At 35.6% G+C, this 18,777-nt stretch carries 17 protein-coding genes, 1 pseudogene and 1 CRISPR repeat array; of the genes and pseudogenes, 15 read left to right on the top strand and 3 right to left on the bottom strand.

Features of this window, described 5'->3' with window-relative positions; translation table 11 throughout:
* The first annotated feature begins 60 nt into the window (after positions 1-60).
* Positions 61-1,104, top strand: a complete 1,044-nt coding sequence (gene cas7d / locus EZY12_15325; protein ID QSX66200.1) for a type I-D CRISPR-associated protein Cas7/Csc2 — start codon at positions 61-63, stop codon at positions 1,102-1,104.
* Positions 1,105-1,109: 5 nt separating this feature from the next.
* Positions 1,110-1,817: a type I-D CRISPR-associated protein Cas5/Csc1 gene (gene cas5d / locus EZY12_15320; GenBank protein QSX66199.1), complete on the top strand. Its 708-nt coding sequence runs from the start codon at positions 1,110-1,112 to the stop codon at positions 1,815-1,817.
* Here the strand turns inward: cas5d and EZY12_15315 are convergent, their stop codons facing one another.
* Positions 1,818-2,237 (bottom strand): hypothetical protein, encoded by a 420-nt coding sequence (locus tag EZY12_15315; protein ID QSX66198.1) that lies wholly within the window; start codon positions 2,235-2,237, stop codon positions 1,818-1,820.
* A gap of 104 nt (positions 2,238-2,341) precedes the next feature.
* On the opposite strand from EZY12_15315, the gene cas6 reads away from it, so the two are divergent.
* From cas6 to EZY12_15280, 7 genes and pseudogenes are all read left to right on the top strand, one after another.
* A complete protein-coding gene (gene cas6, locus EZY12_15310; GenBank protein QSX66197.1) occupies positions 2,342-3,160 on the top strand; it encodes a CRISPR-associated endoribonuclease Cas6 in 819 nt (272 codons plus the stop codon).
* Between the two features lie 62 nt (positions 3,161-3,222).
* A complete protein-coding gene (gene cas4 / locus EZY12_15305) occupies positions 3,223-3,816 on the top strand; it encodes a CRISPR-associated protein Cas4 (protein QSX70688.1) in 594 nt (197 codons plus the stop codon).
* Between the two features lie 36 nt (positions 3,817-3,852).
* Positions 3,853-4,857: a type I-D CRISPR-associated endonuclease Cas1 gene (gene cas1d, locus EZY12_15300; protein ID QSX66196.1), complete on the top strand. Its 1,005-nt coding sequence runs from the start codon at positions 3,853-3,855 to the stop codon at positions 4,855-4,857.
* A gap of 217 nt (positions 4,858-5,074) precedes the next feature.
* The gene (locus tag EZY12_15295; GenBank protein ID QSX66195.1) at positions 5,075-5,395 is read left to right on the top strand and encodes a hypothetical protein; all 321 of its coding nucleotides are present in this window, start codon (positions 5,075-5,077) and stop codon (positions 5,393-5,395) included.
* A 220-nt stretch (positions 5,396-5,615) separates the two neighbouring features.
* Positions 5,616-6,251 (top strand): transposase, encoded by a 636-nt coding sequence (locus EZY12_15290; GenBank protein QSX70687.1) that lies wholly within the window; start codon positions 5,616-5,618, stop codon positions 6,249-6,251.
* A gap of 197 nt (positions 6,252-6,448) precedes the next feature.
* Positions 6,449-6,721, top strand: a complete 273-nt coding sequence (gene cas2, locus EZY12_15285; protein QSX66194.1) for a CRISPR-associated endonuclease Cas2 — start codon at positions 6,449-6,451, stop codon at positions 6,719-6,721.
* 230 nt (positions 6,722-6,951) lie between these two features.
* A CRISPR array of direct repeats spans positions 6,952-7,998; the repeat unit is 37 nt; unit sequence ATTGCAATTTTACTTACTCCCTATTAGGGATTGAAAC.
* Between the two features lie 238 nt (positions 7,999-8,236).
* Positions 8,237-9,578: pseudogene (locus EZY12_15280) on the top strand (transposase).
* An 89-nt stretch (positions 9,579-9,667) separates the two neighbouring features.
* Here EZY12_15280 and EZY12_15275 read toward each other — a convergent pair.
* Positions 9,668-9,862 carry a hypothetical protein gene (locus EZY12_15275; protein ID QSX66193.1) on the bottom strand — a complete coding sequence of 65 codons (195 nt, stop codon included), beginning with the start codon at positions 9,860-9,862 and terminating at the stop codon, positions 9,668-9,670.
* Between the two features lie 168 nt (positions 9,863-10,030).
* Between EZY12_15275 and EZY12_15270 the strand changes: the two genes are divergently transcribed.
* From EZY12_15270 to EZY12_15255, 4 genes are all read left to right on the top strand, one after another.
* Positions 10,031-11,329: a hypothetical protein gene (locus tag EZY12_15270; protein ID QSX66192.1), complete on the top strand. Its 1,299-nt coding sequence runs from the start codon at positions 10,031-10,033 to the stop codon at positions 11,327-11,329.
* A 61-nt stretch (positions 11,330-11,390) separates the two neighbouring features.
* Entirely contained in the window at positions 11,391-12,857 is a 1,467-nt protein-coding gene (locus tag EZY12_15265) for an amino acid ABC transporter substrate-binding protein (GenBank protein QSX66191.1), read from the top strand.
* Positions 12,858-13,050: 193 nt separating this feature from the next.
* Complete coding sequence (locus tag EZY12_15260) at positions 13,051-14,079, top strand: serine/threonine protein kinase (protein ID QSX66190.1); 1,029 nt, start codon at positions 13,051-13,053, stop codon at positions 14,077-14,079.
* A 516-nt stretch (positions 14,080-14,595) separates the two neighbouring features.
* Positions 14,596-16,173 carry a SpoIID/LytB domain-containing protein gene (locus tag EZY12_15255; protein QSX66189.1) on the top strand — a complete coding sequence of 526 codons (1,578 nt, stop codon included), beginning with the start codon at positions 14,596-14,598 and terminating at the stop codon, positions 16,171-16,173.
* Between the two features lie 169 nt (positions 16,174-16,342).
* Here EZY12_15255 and EZY12_15250 read toward each other — a convergent pair whose 3' ends face one another.
* Positions 16,343-16,636, bottom strand: a complete 294-nt coding sequence (locus tag EZY12_15250; protein QSX66188.1) for a 2Fe-2S iron-sulfur cluster binding domain-containing protein — start codon at positions 16,634-16,636, stop codon at positions 16,343-16,345.
* 347 nt (positions 16,637-16,983) lie between these two features.
* On the opposite strand from EZY12_15250, the gene EZY12_15245 reads away from it, so the two are divergent.
* Complete coding sequence (locus EZY12_15245) at positions 16,984-17,982, top strand: Gfo/Idh/MocA family oxidoreductase (protein ID QSX66187.1); 999 nt, start codon at positions 16,984-16,986, stop codon at positions 17,980-17,982.
* A gap of 12 nt (positions 17,983-17,994) precedes the next feature.
* Complete coding sequence (gene map / locus EZY12_15240) at positions 17,995-18,762, top strand: type I methionyl aminopeptidase (GenBank protein ID QSX66186.1); 768 nt, start codon at positions 17,995-17,997, stop codon at positions 18,760-18,762.
* Positions 18,763-18,777 lie beyond the last annotated feature (15 nt).

The following is an 18,777-nucleotide window of genomic DNA, read 5'->3' as shown; positions in this document are numbered from 1 at the left end:
CCATACTCTACCCAAATTAAGAAACTTAAAACCTAATTAACCTCATTTTGGAAAAACATCATGACACTCTTAAAAACCGTTGACGCTAAATTATTTCAATCAGAAATTCCCTATAAACCAATGGGAAAATATGCCCACTTTCTCACCGTTCGCATTACTGAATCTTATCCTTTATTTCAAACAGATAGCGAACTTAATAAAGCACGGGTAAGGGCTGGAGTCAAAGATAAAAATACCATTAGCCGTCTTTCAATGTTCAAACGTAAACAGTCAACACCAGAAAGATTAGTAGGTAGAGAATTACTCCGTAAATATGAATTCATGACAGCAGAAGAATGTGAATATAACGTATCTTTTGCAATGGATAATCCTGATTGTATAATTTACGGTTTTGCTATTGGTGATTCTGGTTCAGAAAAATCAAAAGTAGTGGTAGATACGGCATTTTCAATTACAGCTTTTGATGAATCTCATGAAACCTTTACTCTGAATGCTCCTTTTGAAAATGGTACAATGGCTTCTAAAGGAGAAAGTGGTTCTAAAGCTGGTGAAGTTACTAGCAGAATTAATCAACAAGATCACATTAGACCACAAGTTTTCTTTCCTAGTATTGTAACACTGAAAGACCCCACAGAAGCTAGTTTTCTTTATGTTTTTAATAACATTCTCAGAACTCGTCATTATGGCGCACAAACAACCCGCACAGGTCGCGTTAGGAATGAATTAGTCGGTGTGATTTTTGCTGATGGAGAAATTACCAGTAATCTGCGTTGGACTCAAGCCATATACGATCAAATGAAAGCAAATAATACTCTCAAATCACCCGATCCTTTAGATGAAGATGATGTAATTACTGCTGCTAAAAGTGCAATTGAGAATTTAATGAATGATGAATTTATTGTGCATACAGATTTAATTGGTGATGCTTTTATACCTCTAGTCAATGAAGTTAAAAACCTCACAAATAACGAAGCAGGAATTAAATCACTTTTACAACAAGCTAATGATGAAGCTAAGGCTTATGCTAAAAAGCATATTAAAGGTAAGTCTGAAGAAGCAAAAACCGCAAAACCAAAAGCAGGTAAAAATGCTAAAGCGGAGTAACAAAAATGGTGTTTATCTACCGTTGTCAATTAGAACTACATGATAGCCTCTATTTTGCCACCCGTGAAATCGGCAGACTTTACGAAACAGAAGCAATAGTTCATAATTACGCCCTCTGTTATGCCCTTGGTTTAGTTGATAGTCAAATCTACTCAACTACCGTTGCTGAAGAAGATTCCTATCGCTATTTTTGCCCCGAACAAGTGCCAAAATATGAAGCACATTTAACCCCTTTAAATGAACAAGGAATTTATATAACTCCGGCTCGTTCTCTGAGGCATTCATCTATTCTCAATACATGGAAATATGCAAATAATAACTACCATGTAGAAATGGAGAAAACCCAAAAGAATATTCCCAGTTTTGGTAGAGCAAAGGAAATTGCACCAGAAAGTCAATTTGAGTTCTTTCTAATTTCTCAAAAAGAGATCAAATTACCTAAATGGATTCGTTTAGGTAAATGGATGAGTAAAGCAGAAATTACGGTTGAGAAATTACCACAACCAAAAATCAAAACTGATTTATTTACCTGCACTCATCCTTTAAACCCTTTAGATGTCATGTTTACTAATCAAGTTATTAGCTATGATGTGGTAAATATGCCTCCAGTAAGTCTCATTCAAAATGTGCAAATGCAAGGGGAATATTACTATTTTGATGATATCAAAAATGTAAACCTTCCTAAACAAATGCAATACCGTTTTCGGAGTTAATTATTTTCCAAAACCTTTACCGCTCTTATTTGTTTTAGGAGAGCGTGAAGGCATTAATTCAGTCATCAAACTACCACGATTTTGTAACATTAACTTGCGATTTCTCTCACGTTGATAAGTTGCTATTTCTTCTGCATGGGGATGATTTGGATCTATTTTGAGATGGGTAATAGACACTATATATAGTGCTTTATCTTCATCTTCGGGATTATCGTTTTTGCTGACCAATCTGCACATAATCCCGCCTTCATCTCCAGAATAAGCTACCCAATCAACTTCAAATTCTTTAGCTGGATTTATTATGTCTCCTCTTGTCTTCAGCATTTTCAATAATTCTTTTGCTGCCTTGACTTTAATTGGTAAACTGGCTTCTAACTTTTTAGTGAGTGCTACTGCTTCACGAGAATTATCAACTGTCATTTGTCTTACTCTTTATTCAACTTTTATTACTTTATACGTTCTATAGTCTGAATCTTTCTTAGTTTTCATCATCTACTTACAAGTTGTGCCACACTGCAAAAATTATGCCTCATAGTCTCATTCTCAACATCATCCCCCAATCTCCAATTTACCCCAATTTCCTCACAGGTAGACATTACCACGCCTTATTTCTTAACTTAGTGAGTTCTGTTGATAGAAAATTAGGAGACTACTTACATGAATCAAACGCTGATAAAGCCTTTACTCTCTCACCATTGCAAGTAGAAAACAAACATAAAATCCAATCTTATACTTTGCAATATACCCATCAAAATCCTATTCCTGCTGGTACTTCTTGTTGGTGGCGTATTTCTTTATTAAATGACAATTTATTTAATCAGCTTACACCTTTATGGTTAAATATAAACCCCAAACAACCTTGGCACTTAGGTTCAGCCAACTTATATATTACCAGCATTCAAGGTACACCCCAATCTAATCAACCTTGGGCAAATGCTTGTAATTATCATCAACTTTATCAACAAGCAAGTGAGAAAGAACGCAATCTTAATTTCATCTTTTCTACACCTGTAGCTTTTCGTCAAGGTGCATTTGATAATGTTTTACCAACACGGGAATCTGTATTCAATAGTCTACTAAATCGGTGGCATAAATATAGCGGTATTGAATTAACTAATATTTCTTTTGAATCAATTTATGCTAGTGCATTTAATATCAAAACTGAAGTCATTAGCAACTATGAGAATAAATTTATTGGTTGTTTAGGTGAAATTAGTTATCGCATTCTTGGCAATGTAGAAACAACGGCAATTAAACAAATTAACGCCTTAGTTGATTTTGCTTTATATGCTGGTATTGGTAGAAAAACAACTATGGGAATGGGAATGGTTAGGAGAAAATAGTTATTTGTCACCGATGTCTTGATTGTCTATCAAATCTTTTGTAATTTATGTTAGTTGAAAATATCAATTCTGATGATTACGTTAATATTGCCTCTTTAAATCAATATTCCTATTGTCATCATCGTTGCTGGTTGATTCATTGTGCTGGTGAATTCATTGATAATCAATATACTATTGAAGGTACAAGTTTACATGAACGAGTCCACACAGTTGGAGAACAAAATCGTGAGGAAATTTGGCAGATACGCGCTATTTATTTGAAATCAGATAAATATCAACTTATCGGCAAATCTGATTTGATTGAGTTTGAAAATGGCGAATTTTACCCAATTGAATATAAAAGAGGACGCAGGGGAGAATGGGATAATGATGAATTACAAGTTTGCGCTCAAGCTTTGTGTTTGGAGGAAATGACAGGAAAAAATATCAATACTGGCTATATCTATTATGCTCAAACTCATCAACGGAAGTTAGTAGAAATTACCTCAGAATTACGAGGTAGTACCATTGCTACTATTGAAGCTATCCAAACGTTACTGTTTACAGGTGCTATGCCAAAAGCTGTTAAAACAAAACGCTGTGATGGTTGTAGTCTTTATTCTCGATGTTTGCCACAACTTGCTGATAAAGTTGGGCGTTATCAAGAAGCAAATTGAATTAAATTTTACTCTCACCTATCTTGAGGATTAATTATGGGTACTCTTTACATCACACAAGATGATGCTTTTATTGGTAAGGTTGATGAACGGATTAATGTGAAATTTGAAAAGAAAATTCTTCAAGATATTCCATTTATTCATCTTGAAGGTGTAGTTGTTTTAGGACGAGCAACTATTTCGCCGGCTGTTGTAGATGAGTTAATGACTCGTCATATTCCTCTATCTTTTATCAATAAAATTGGTCACTATTTAGGACGTTTAGAGCCGGAAATGACTGGTAATATTTTCATTCGCAAAGCACAATGGCAAGCAGCAGGAGAAACACCCCAATCTATTCATGCTGTTCAAGGTTTTGTTAGGGGAAAGTTAAAAAATTACCGTCAAACTTTGATGCGTTATCAGCGTGAATTTAATGATATTGATCTATCTAAAAATATTGCTCGCACTGAACAGGTAATTGCTGCAATTAGTTCAACTGAAAATATCAATTCTTTGCGTGGTTTAGAAGGTTCTGGTAGTGCTGCTTATTTTGGTTGTTTTGATAGTCTGATTCGTAATTCTAAATTTTCTTTTACTAAGCGTGTCCGTCGTCCACCTACAGATCCGGTAAATTCATTGTTAAGTTTTGGTTATTCTTTATTGCGTCATGATGTGCAAAGTGCTGTGAATATTGTCGGTTTTGATCCATATTTAGGATATCTACATTTTGATCGCTATAATCGCCCTTCTTTAGCTTTAGACTTAATGGAAGAATTTCGCCCTTTAGTGGTAGATGCCGTGGTTTTATCTATTTTGAATAAACAATTATTAACCCCAGCAGATTTTGTAACTGAACCGTTAAGCGGTGCTGTTTCTCTCACTCCAGAAGGACGCAAAACTTTTTTGACTTTGTATGAAAAGAAAAAACTATCGGAGTTTAAACACCCGGTAATGGGACGTAAATGTACTTATCGAGAAGCTTTTGAATTGCAAGCAAGATTACTGTCCAAGTATTTAATGGGAACAACTGATAAATATCCCCCTTTGGTACTGAAATAAAAATTCTCTACATCAGTAAACCAAAAAGTTTTTCCCAAAGAGCGATTTTTACGGAATGCTAACGCTATTGCTACAGACGAAGCAGGCATCAACAACAAAATACCATAGATATTTATGTGATATACAATACTAAATACATAAGAAATAGTTATAATAATTTGCACTGGATCAAAATATGAAATGATGAACGTAGTGTGTAGCATATTGGTTGAAAAAATTGACTGTTTCATCTCTAACAAAAGCCACGCGGGGCGAGTCTACAGAAGAACTCGTTTTAACCGACTCAGAAACCCTTGATGAAGTTATTCAGTGTTTAATAGAAAATTTCTCCATTGAAACGCAAGGAGTCTGTGACCAACAAACTTTATTCGAGATTCTGGTCAAAGCAGCCAGCAGTGGAGATAGTATTGAAAACACCGCTAAATTGTTAAAAAATATTCCGACAGCTAATGATATTAGATATCATCTCAATAAAATTAATAATTTTGAGGAATTAGAAGCGCAAATAAATCAAGCATTAAAAAGTCGAATTCCTTGATTGTTTAAAAAAGGGGTGTTTGAAAATAGCGATTGATTTAAATTTAATTTGTTATTATGGTAAACCAACACCGTCAGAATTACCCTACATATATCGAAGTGAAGCTAAATCTGGTACTAATTCATTTTACGCCTATGCCAGTTTATATGTTATTAGTAATAACAAGCGTGTAACCTTGGCAATAAGGGGTGTTCGCCAATTAGATACTAGCGTGGCTTTGATTACTTATTTATTAGCAGAACTTGAATCCCTCAAAATAAATGTAAAAAAACTCTATTTGGATAGGGGATTTTTTAATACTCCAGTCATTAGATGGTTACAGGCATTAGATATTCCCTTTCTTATGCCTGCTATCAAGACCGGAAAAAAAGGAGGAATCAAACAATTTCTTAAGGGTAAAAAAAGTTATAAAACTACCTATACCATTACAAGAGATAAAGATGATTTCGTCACATTTGATTTATGGATTGTCTGTAAATATAGAAAGGGAAAGCGTAAAAAGCATGGAGTTCAATACTTTGTTTATGTTGCTTATAAGGTCAAAACAAATTTAAATTATATCTATCAAGATTATCGAAAAAGATTTGGCATTGAAACTAGTTATCGTCTGAAAAATATTTGTCGAATTAAGACGAATAACAAAAATCCAGTTTTGAGATTACTATTCATTGGAATATCCTTTCTTCTAGTTAATATCTGGGTGAATCTACTATGGCTCAAAATCAGCCGTAAAAGGAAAGGTAGTCGATTAATTTATCGCACACTTTTCACACTCAAACAGATGTTAGCCTTTTTATCTCAAGCCCTACAGAGGAAATATCAAGTCGTTGAAAGCATTTATATTCCATCCGGTTAGCGTCAAGAAAATATTACCCAGCTAGTAATAAGTAATTGTTATCTATATGATATCTACTGGTTAGAACACTGGGAATCATGAAATATCTTATGTTACTGAATTTTTGATGATAGCATCAGTGTTTTATAGGAATCGCTTTTTGGGAAAAACTTTTTGGTTTACTGTACATCAACAAGGTATAACTTCGCACAGAATTTATGAATGTTGTTATTTCTTACGATATTTCTGAGGATAAACGGCGGACTAAAATCCATAGTATTCTCAAGTCCTATGGTCAATGGGTGCAGTATAGTATTTTTGAATGTGAGTTAACTAATACTCAATATGCTAAATTGCGATCGCGTCTTAATAAACTCATTAAACCTGAAACCGACAGCATTCGCTTTTACTTCCTTTGTGCTTGCTGTTTTGGTAAAATAGAAAGAATTGGTGGTAAAGAACCCCGTGATCAGACGATTTTCTTCGCTTAATAATGCGCGGATGGGTGGGTGTAAAAAATTCAGATGAGAAAAAAATGACTGCAATCAACTCTACACAAGCTTTTCATGGAGTTCATGGAGTTCACCCATTCGCGCACCTTGCACAACAAGGGTTTCAGCTATTTTAATCCTTGACACGTTTTCTGAAATGGATTATCATAAGATTATCCGCGCAACTGAACCTTGAAAACCCGATAAAGATAGTCCTTCAGAACTCCGTGATTGCAATTTTACTTACTCCCTATTAGGGATTGAAACATATTGTAGAAACAAGGAAAGCAGCCCCTCTCCATTGCAATTTTACTTACTCCCTATTAGGGATTGAAACACCTGTATTCACTGAAGAACCCGAAGAAATCAGATTGCAATTTTACTTACTCCCTATTAGGGATTGAAACGCTCAATAGTCAACTGCTGCATATAGTTATCAAAATATTGCAATTTTACTTACTCCCTATTAGGGATTGAAACAGATTCTTCCCACTTCCGTTGTTCTGCACCTGCTGAAATTGCAATTTTACTTACTCCCTATTAGGGATTGAAACGCTGAATACCATTGCAAATCCAAAGGCTACAAGCTCATTGCAATTTTACTTACTCCCTATTAGGGATTGAAACTAAAACAAATTGGAACACAGGCGCAGCTAATAAAATTGCAATTTTACTTACTCCCTATTAGGGATTGAAACTTTTGTTTAAATTAATTTAGGAATTTTTAAAAAATTGCAATTTTACTTACTCCCTATTAGGGATTGAAACTCGATTTGGGCATATTTCTCAGGGCGATATTCCAGATTGCAATTTTACTTACTCCCTATTAGGGATTGAAACTTCTCGTAACTATGATAATCACTTGAGCGATGAAACTAATTGCAATTTTACTTACTCCCTATTAGGGATTGAAACAAAGAGTCCCCCTGAAACATGGGTAAAAATCAACGGAACATTGCAATTTTACTTACTCCCTATTAGGGATTGAAACAAGTTCCATATCTGATAAAACCAGGAATTGTACAATTGCAATTTTACTTACTCCCTATTAGGGATTGAAACTGCACAATTTCAGCGGTGATTTTAGATGTCCCGGAAAATTGCAATTTTACTTACTCCCTATTAGGGATTGAAACGGTTCAGTAGGTTTCATGTATTTACAAAAACCACATTGCAATTTTACTTACTCCCTATTAGGGATTGAAACATTTCTGAACTCTCGGAAATCACTGTAGAACAAATTGCAATTTCACTTACTTCCTATTAGGGATTGAAACGACAAATAATCTGATTCACGTTACTATAAGTTATAGTGGTATGTACTTAGATGAGATACAGTCATTAAATTGCAAAACCTTTAGGATAAAGATTTTCAGGGCATTGATTTTATTACATCCGAATGATAATCGCTATATTACTTCAATACCTTAGCCAAAAAAAGAGTATGAAGAGAGAGGGCTGATGTAGTAGAGTTATAGTCTTCCAAAACAACAACTCAAAAGCCACACACAGCCCATGTTCGACATCCTAACATTATTGCAGTGCCTGCTACCAGCAAATTTAAGTGACGACAATACGGCAGTTGAGCCGGATCATCATGGCGATGTTAGCAATGAGCGGACGAGTCACAATGTTGGGAATCTCGCGTTGGGCAGGTGTGGGTGGTAGCTATCGGACAGTGATGAGATTTTTTCAGACAGTCATACCCTGGACGACAGTGTTTTGGGTATTTTTTCGGCGGCATTTGTTTTGTCCAAATGATGTTTATCTGTTGGCAGGAGATGAGGTAGTAATAAGCAAAGCCGGGAAAAAAACATATGGATTAGATAGGTTCTTTTCCAGTCTAATAAGCAAACCAATATCTGGACTATCTTTTTTTACTTTATCATTAGTAAGTGTTCAACAAAGACACTCATTTCCAATTCAGATAGAACAGGTAATCAAGAGCGATTTAGAAAAAATTAGTGTATCACCAAGCCCAGAAATAAAACCGCAAGAGAAACGAGGAAGAGGACGACCAAAAGGGAGTAAGAATAAAAACAAAAAAGAGGTGATTTTCACATCTGAATTACTACGAATTAAGAAGATGATTAATGAGCTATTCAAGTTAATAGCTAACTTTATTCCCCTCACTTACTTAGCGTTAGATGGTCATTTTGGTAACAAAAATGCCTTACAGATGGCAAACCAGGTTAACTTGCACATAATTTCCAAGTTACGCCACGATTCAGCGTTATATATACCTTACCACAATCCTGACCCTAATCATCGTTCACGTCGTAAATACGGAGAGAAGTTGGACTGGCGTAATATTCCTGGGGCATATTTGCGTCAAAGTAGTCTTGAAGAAGATATCAAAACTGATATTTATCAATCTACTCTACTTCATAAAGAATTCGCTCAACCTCTAAATGTAGTTATCTTGGTGAAAACCAATATCAATACCAATGCTCGTAGTCATGTAATTCTATTTTCTAGTGACCTAGATTTGTCTTATGAGAAGATAATCGACTACTACAAACTGCGCTTTCAAATCGAGTTTAATTTTCGTGATGCCAAGCAATTTTGGGGGTTAGAAGATTTTATGAATCGGAGTCAAATTACGGTGACTAATGCGGCTAATCTTTCTTTTTTCATGGTCAACTTATCCCATTATCTTTTAGCTCAGTTCCGTCAAGATAATCCTGGTTCTGGCATTGTTGATTTGAAGGCTTACTATCGTGGTTTTCGATATGTTCGTGAAATGTTAAAAATGCTTCCCGAACAACCAGAGCCTATTTTATTAGCCCAGATTTTTGCCAAGCTTACCTCTCTTGGTCGTATTCACAATGCTTCTACAGCCGTTGAACCCTCGTAATTTGGCTAAGGTATTGGTTGTAGAGACGTTTTATTAGTAGGGATTCTCGGCTCTACATTTATTTGGGGCAACCTCATAGAGAATTAGCATTAATTAGGAGGAACAATGGGATCTTCGTTATCCCCTCCCTGATAACTATATGTAAATAATATATTTTTTACGGACAGTGATTGTAGGGGCATAAAATCATAGATGGTATTGTGGTGTTTAGAAATACTTGTAACTTCTGCTAGAGAAATTACTGAAGTATGAATTTTAGTTGCGGATAAATTTTGGTTAGTCATGTTGTCAACCTCGTTTTTCTCTTTCTACAACTAAGTATCTTTGAAGCTAATGTAATTGTAAATACTAATTGTTAATCAGTATTTTAAGTAATAAAAACTAATAAAGTTCAGAAAGTTGTAACAAATTAAGATACAATCCAAAAAACGATATTAGAAGAGAACTAGACTATGGATGCGAAAGAGATAATCAGAAGATTAAAAGATTGGATAAAGCGTGAGAAAGGAATAGATTGGACTTTAAATGATTGTCAAGAAGCGATTTTAGAATATTCATTGCAAAATATCAGCTATGCCAATATGAATCTAGGTTACGCTGTTGACACCATTAAAAATAATACGGGACCTGATTTATTCAAATACCTCTCTGAAGTCACAGATAGAAAAGTTACAAAACCTAATTGCAAAATAGTTATTACACGACTTTTAGAACAAAATAGTCAAAAAATTGACCAGCTAACAAATAACCATTTATTACATATAGATTTGCGAGAACAACCAGTTCCTAAAGATTTTTATGGACGTGAACAAGAATTATCTCAATTAGAAAAATGGATAATTGAAGACAAATCTGCTTTGATAGGAGTTTTTGGATTAGGGGGGATTGGTAAAACTCAACTATCAATAAAGTTTGTTGAAAAGGTTAAAGATAAGTTTGAATATGTGTTCTGGAAGAATCTGGAATATGCACCTTTTGTCGAAGACTTTTTCACTGATATGGAATCCTATTTTTTAGCTGACAATACAGAAAATAGGAATATCTCTCCAAGAATAATGAGATTAATTAATTTTTTACAAAACCATCGTTGCTTACTAATATTTGATCAATGGCAAAAATTGACGGACACTAATGAAATATCCGTAGAGCAGTATACTAAGTATGAAAGACTTTTAAAAGCCATTGTCGAACAACAACATCAAAGTTGCTTAATATTTAATAGTTCAATAATACCTGAACAAATGAATTCATTTGTTAATAATTCTAGAGTTAAAGAATTTCTATTAGAAGGTTTAAATAATCAAGATTGTGGAGAGCTATTGAAGAATTTTCAATTTAAAGATTTTACAAATAGCAGCATAAAAACACTAATTAAACAATACAAAGGACATCCATTAGCTTTACAATCTGCTGCTACAACTATTCAAAATTGGCATAACGGTAATATTGCTGATTTTCTCGAAGGAACATTATTTATAGGTGATGCAATGAATGATTTATTGGATAAACAATTTTCTTATTTATCAAACTTAGACATCAATATTATGCAAAAATTATCCCATGAACAAGAGCCAATATCACTACTTGAAATTTATGAATTTTTTCTGTCTATTTCCAAATTAAACATTAGGAAAGCTCTAGAAAAACTATGGAAAATTGGTTTAATTTCCCAAAATAATCAAGAAAAATTCGTAACTTTCTGGATTTCCTATCCTTTAATTTACAAGTATATTAGAAATCGTTATCAATAAATACATTTACTTATTTTTTAGGTTTATTTACATGAAAAGGTTTCGCAAAAAAATCCACAAAATGTCAATGTTTATTTTTATCATCGGTTTTGTCGCTTGGGGATATTGGTTTATTGATCCAGAAATAAAATTTATCAAGTGGTTATTGACCTTAGTAAATATTTCTAACAATTGGTGTGAAAAACCTGAGTTAAATGACAATATATCCTGTGGAGAAGAAAGTCTTTTTCCAAAAGATAAAGATTCATATTTTCAACCAGGTCAATTTGTACAATCTGTTAATTTTTTCACTCAAAAGAGAAAGAAAAATCAAAATAACCCGGAAATTTTGATTTATCTGAATAATGCCAAATTAATGCAAGAACACCGAAAAAGTTACACTATTGCTGTTATTGTTCCTATCAAGCAGGATGATCAAGGCACAGCAAAAGCTTTGTTAAGAGGTGCAGCACAAATTCAAGAAGATTTTAACAAAAATACTGCACATCCAGGGTTAAAAGTTATCATTGTTAACGATGATAATAACCCCGATACAGTGCCTAAATTAGCTGAAAATCTCCTCTCTAAAGATGATATAGTAGCAGTATTTGGACATTATACATCTGAACTTACTAAAGAAGCTTTACCTATTTATCAACGAAAAAAAGTTGTTGTTATTGCTCCTGCTACCGCTAGCCGAGAAAGTATTTTAAATGGTCAGAAATATCCAGAAAATTTCTTATTTCGGATTACCCCTAGTGTTAAGGTTGAGATCCCTGAGTTAATTAAGCAATTAAAATTAGCAAAATTAACTAATGGAGAAAAAGTAGCTATTTTTTACACTCCAAGCAGCACTTATAGTAAGTCTGCTTTTGAAGAGATACGTAACCAATTGGGTGTAAATAGGATAATTGACAAAGATGTATCTGTTCCTGATTTTACTGCTTTTAGTACTTTGAATGAAGTTAAACAGCAAGGAGCTAAGGCACTTATCTTTATTCCTGATGGTCGAGTTAATCCCAACAGTATCAAGAATACTTTAAGCTTGATTGATGTAAATCAAGATCAACTGCCAATGGGAGGACTTTCGGTTCTGTATAGGACTGAAATACTCAATAGAAAAAATATCGTCAAAAAACTTTTGTTAGTTATTTATTGGCATCCTTTAACTAGTCCTAATCAAAAAGTTATTGACAGAGCTAAACAACTGTGGGGAACAGGTTATATAAATATTCAAACTGCTATGTCCTATGATGGTACTTTGGTTTTAACAAAAGTTCTAGAAAAATTGTCTCCAATTGATTCCTGGGAAAAACAAAGATTGAATATACAGAAACAATTAAACAGTTTAGAAGTAAAGGAAGGAGCTTCAGGAACTATTTCTTTTGATAAGGTTGGAGATAGGAAAGAAGATACTTCCCAACCAGTTCATGTTGTCCTTACTGAATGTAATAGCTTTGGGGCTATGTTTGTACCAATTAAGAAGCAAGCTTTGCCTTGCTCTGAGGTACAAGAACCCCACCCCCAACCCCCTCCCCGCAAGCGATGAGGGGGCTAAGATGTACCTTATATGATTGGAAATCGCTGTAAGATATGATTATAGCGGTTTTCGGTCGGATGACAATACAATTGAGGGCGGGGAAACCCCTACAGGGTTTGTAATTTGATGACTGTATCTCATCCAAGTGCATACCGCTATATAAAATAAATAAACAGTTTATTAACACAAAAAAGATAAAGCCATGATTAAACCAGGAGATATGATCAATAATCGTTATCATGTCCTTCAAGAACTAGGAGATGGAGCATTTGGTAGGACTTTTGCAGTAGAAGATAGATTAAGGAATGATCAGAAAGTTATTAAAATTCTGAACTTAAATATTCCTAAAGCATTGGAACTTTTTAAACAAGAATATGATGTACTAAACCGATTAAATCATCCAGGAATTCCTAAAGTCGCAATGGATGGTTACGTTGAATTTCGCTGTTTTCACACCCAGGAGATTTTACATGGGATAGTGATGGAGAAAATTGAGGGGCAGGATTTAAAGAGATGGCTGGAAAATAACAAAATTACCAATCCAAAACAAGCTATTGTATGGTTAGAACAACTAATTGATATTTTAGGTCATGTTCATCAGCATAATTATTGCCATCGGGATATTAAGCCGAGTAACATCATGTTAAAACCAGATGGTCAATTAGTATTAATTGATTTTGGCATTGTCAAAGAATTAACTCAACAGGATCAAAGGCAAACTATACCGAGTACAAAAATTGGCACACCTGGTTATGCTTCACCAGAACAGGGAGAAAGAAATTTGCCAAATCTGGAAAATTTTCAATTTGATTATAGATCTGATTTTTTTTCATTAGGTAGAACTTTTGTTCATTTATTAACGGAAATTTATCCTGGTAATGGAGAACTGAATATAGATTCACGAACTTTAAAATTATTATGGCGAGATAAAGCACCAGGAATTTCCGAAAAATTCAAAGACCTAATTGATGATTTAATGGAATATGAACCAAGAGACAGACCAAAAAGTACAAAAGAAATTTTGAAGAGAATTAACTCAATTGATGCTCCTGCAACTTCTTTTTCACCATATATTGTTTATTTAAGTTTTGTTCTGAATCTTGTTTTACTCACTTTACTAGCTATGGGATTTACATTAAATATAGGCTTTAAACTTTTATTCATAGTTGTTATTCTGGTAATTGCTGATTTTCTGTTTTTACATCAGATCCAATCTCTGTTTAAATTATAATTATGAAAGGATGTTTGATAGCTTGCGTGGCGTTAGCCATAAAGTTATTTTGTAGGTATCAAAAGTTTTAGATCCCTCTAAATCTCCCTTAAAAAGGGAGACTTTGATGCCGCTTTCCCCTTTTTTAAGGGGGGTTAGGGGGCTGACAGGTGTAGGTTTTTAATATTCTCTGTAAAAGCAAGACCAGGAAGACAAGGAGGGATAGTAGACAAGGAGGATTTTATCCATAAAATACCCAATTTATGGTTTGTTTTATGACCAATCATCCATTTCTTGTCCGGTTTTCCTCCCTTGTCACCTTGTCTGCCTTGTCCTCCAAGTCTTGCCCTCAAGACAATGTAAAAAACCTACACCTGTCAGGGGTTAGGGGGGATCTAAAAAGTTGGAAAATAAACCACACTCATAATGACTTCAATTTGCAACTGTGCTAAAAAAAAGACGTAATGATAATATAGAAGGCGTATAAGCGAAAAAGTATAACAAATTCCCAATCTTTCCAACGGCAGATAAGTCTTCATGAAAATATTTATTTGGCGTTCTGCCTACAGATTAATCACCACCTTTTGCCTGTTAGGATTGGCTGCCGCTTCAGAACCTGTGAGTAAATACCAGGATGTGGAATTGCAAATTGGCATTGTCCAACGATTTGGGGCTAAACCCACGGACAGGTTAGAATTAGCTGCCACAAAAGGCGATCGCTTAACATTGAAATTTGCAGTGGGTACTCAGCAGCAAACCCTAGTCACAGACAAACCTATCCAGTTCACAACAGTCATGGAACCATTAACCCAACCAGTGGTTCAGGAAGTATTAGTGCTGGGTGACTTTCGCACCTTTGAAACAGCAGAAGATCAAGCTAACTACTGGCGTTCCCAAGGCATAGAAGTGGAAATATCCCAACCAGAACGCTGGCAAGTATGGGCAAAACGGGATGTTTACAGCACGCCTTTAATTCGCCGCTTACTATTAAAAAGTATAGAAACATCCAGTGACAAAAATGCTTACTTAGCAACCAACATTTTGCCCAAAGTCCCAAAAATTACTTGGGTGGTAAATGGTAAAAATTATAGTCCAAATTCTCTAGAAGTCAGGACTGGAAAAGACTTAATTAAGGTTAGTACAGATAAAAAGCTAGAACCAAAGCGGATTTATCCAGGCAAAATTACCTTGCAGCCCAATGCCTATGGACATTATACCTTAGTTAATACAGTACCATTAGAAACTTATGTGCGGGGAGTGTTACCCCATGAAATCGGTACAGATGCGCCAATGGCGGCTTTAGAAGCACAAGCCATTATTGCTCGCACCTATGCCTTAAGAAATGTCCGCAGATTTGCGGTAGATAATTATCAATTATGTGCTGACACTCACTGTCAAGTTTATCAAGGACTCAGCGGAGTTGCCAAAAACACAGATCAGGCGATCGCCTTTACTAGAGGTCAGGTACTGACTTATAATAACGAGATAGTGGATGCTTTGTATTCTTCTACTACAGGTGGTGTAACTGCTAACTTTAGTGATATCTGGAATGGTGAAGATCGTCCCTATTTAAAATCAGTCATAGATGCTCCTAATCAAAACCTTTGGAACTTATCGAGTCAAAATCTTGCAAATGATCAGAACTTCCAAAAATTTATCAATCTTAAAGCCGGATTTAATGAGAGTAAATGGGATGTATTTCGTTGGCACAGAGAAACGGACATCAATAAAATTACCAAAGACTTGCAAAAATTCTTACAGGCTAAAAAAAGCCCTTATGGCAAATTCCAGAAAATTCAGTCTATGTCTGTAGTCCAACGTAGTTCCAGCGGCAGGATTTTAAAACTGGCCGTGAAAACAGATATCGGTGTTTTCACCTTACAAAAAGATGAGGTGCGAAGTGCCTTTGCTGCACCCGTCAGCACGCTGTTTTATATTCAACCGTTGAACAAAGGTCAAACAGATATTTGGGGATATGCTTTTATTGGTGGTGGCTTAGGACATGGAGTAGGTTTGAGTCAAACGGGCGCTCAGAACTTAGCTAAGTTAGGTTGGTCTAGTGCCAAAATTCTAGAGTTTTATTATCCTGGCACTAAAATTAAAGGAAATAGGTAATTGGGGAATTGGGAAAACTCCTACTAAGTAGACATCTAGTGAAAATTAAATATGCGTTATCTGTAACCCTTGTAGAGACTTTCCATGGAACGTCTCTACTTTATTTCTTACAAGATGTCTAGCAAGCAATCCCCAATCCCTTTTTGTAGGAAATTACTGCGACTAAAGCTTAGTAAAGTTCTTCTTCTTTGTGGGTTTCGATGGTGACATCAGAACTAGGATAAGCAACACAAGTCAATACATATTGAGCTTGGATTTGATCATCATCTAAGAAAGACTGATCAGATTGGTCAACAGTACCGGAGACGATTTTACCTGCACAGGTTGAGCAAGCACCAGCACGACAGGAGTAGGGTAAGTCAAGTCCAGCTTCTTCCGCTGCATCCAGAATATAGGTATCGTCTTCGCAGTCAATAACTTGAGAACCGTCTGGGGTGATTAGAGTAACTTTGTAAGTAGCCATTTAATTATCCTCTCTTGTGAAATCGGCAGTATAAGCTATTTTCAAACATATTTTACAGCTATTCTGATGGGATTAGCCGCTGGTTTAAATTTGCTTCAATTCTGATACTAAGGGAAAAGTTAAAAGTTATAACAGAAAATTGACCCCGATTAGTAATGAAATTTAGTTACTTATTACTAATAAGTTTTAGTTATATGACATACTCTCTGGGATAGATGTCAAAGTGCATCTGGAGGAGTACGGCTATTGAAAATATGTGGTACTTATAGGATGGCAGTATCTAAGATTTCCTTATACTGGCTTTTTCATAGCATTAACAGAAAACATTGAAAACTGGTGATAAATTCATGTATAATAACGAGTCACCTTTATCTACAAACAGTCTCAGGGTGGGTTTAGTAGGTACTGGCTATGCGGCTAAACTCAGGGCTGAGGCATTACGACAAGATCCTCGAACTAATTTAATCGCTATCGCTGGAAATCCTGAAAGGACAGCGGCTTTAGCCCAAGAATACGCTATTGAAGTTATAAATTCTTGGCAACAGCTAGTAGAACGGGAAGATTTAGATCTGGTGGTCATTTGCACCATCAATCGAGATCATGGTAAGATTGCTCGTGCTGCGCTATCTAGCGGTAAGCACGTCATTGTTGAATATCCCCTCTCTGTAGATGTGAAAGAAGCTGAAGAACTGGTTTCTTTAGCCAAAACAGTCAACAAAATGTTGCACGTCGAACACATTGAATTATTGGGGGGTTGGCATCAAACTTTAAAACAACACTTAGACCAAATTGGTGATTTGTTTTATGTCCGCTATAGTACCCTGAATCCCCAGCATCCAGCCCCGCGCAAGTGGACTTATAATCATGAGATGTTTGGCTTTCCCCTGATTGGGGCATTGTCTCGGTTACATCGTCTGATTGATTTGTTTGGTGAAGTCTTCACTGTCAACTGTCACCAACGATATTGGGAAACCCAGCCTGATTATTACCAAACCTGTTTATGTTCAGCCCAGTTGTGCTTTAACAGTGGATTATTGGCACAGGTGATTTATGGTAAGGGTGAAACTTTATGGCAGTCAGAACGCAAATTAGAAGTTCAAGGTACAAAAGGGGAGATAATTCTGGATGGTGATACCGGAATGTTAGTGTCCGTAGCAGAAACAAAGTTAATTGAAGTTGGTACTCGTCGGGGTTTATTTGCCAAAGATACAACCATGGTATTAGATTATCTATTATATGGTAGTCCTTTATATATCACCCCAGAACAAAGCTTGTATACTCTGAAGGTAGCGGATGCTGCACATAGGGCGGCAATCACTGGATTAACTATATTTTTAAAAGAGTAGATAGACAAATTGATGAAAATAGAAACCATTGTCATTTTATCCCAGCGAGAAATCGAAAAAATGCGTCAGGCTGGCAGCTTGGCTGCTAAGTTATTACAACATCTAGAACCTTTAGTTAAACCAGGTGTAAGTACCCTGCAATTGAATGATGAAGCGGAAAGATGGACTCTACAGCACGGAGCTAAAAGCGCTCCTTTAGGTTATAAGGGTTTTCCTAAGTCAATTTGTACCAGTGTGAATGAGGTGATTTGTCACGGTATTCCCAATGCAAAACAAATTCTCAAGGATGGGGACATCATTAATATAGATGTTACACCCATTGTTGAGGGTTATCATGGTGATACATCAAAAACATTTCTCGTTGGTAATCCTTCCCCCACAGCCCAAAAGTTAGTAGAAGTTACTCAAGAGTGTCTGCGTTTGGGAATTGCAGAGGTAAAACCAGGGGCAAAAATTGGGGATATTGGAGCAGCGATTCAAGAGTATGCTGAGTCTTTCGGCTTTTCTGTAGTGCGGGATTTTGTCGGCCACGGCATTAGTCATATTTTCCATACAGCACCGGATGTTCCCCATTATGGCATTAGGGGCAGAGGTAAGAAACTTAGAGCCGGGATGGTGTTCACGATTGAACCGATGATTAATGAAGGCACTCATGAAGCGGAAATGCTGAATGATGGTTGGACTGCGGTAACAAGCGATCGCCTACTTTCTGCTCAATTTGAGCATACTATTGTAGTAACAGAAGATGGGGTGGAAATTCTGACCTTACCGGAAAATTAGTGATTAGTCATTAGT

This window comes from Dolichospermum sp. DET69, assembly GCA_017355425.1.
In the GTDB taxonomy this organism is placed as follows: Bacteria; Cyanobacteriota; Cyanobacteriia; order Cyanobacteriales; family Nostocaceae; genus Dolichospermum.
The sequence above is the reverse complement of the archived record's forward strand: the minus strand, read 5'-3'. Positions and strand labels throughout refer to the sequence as shown.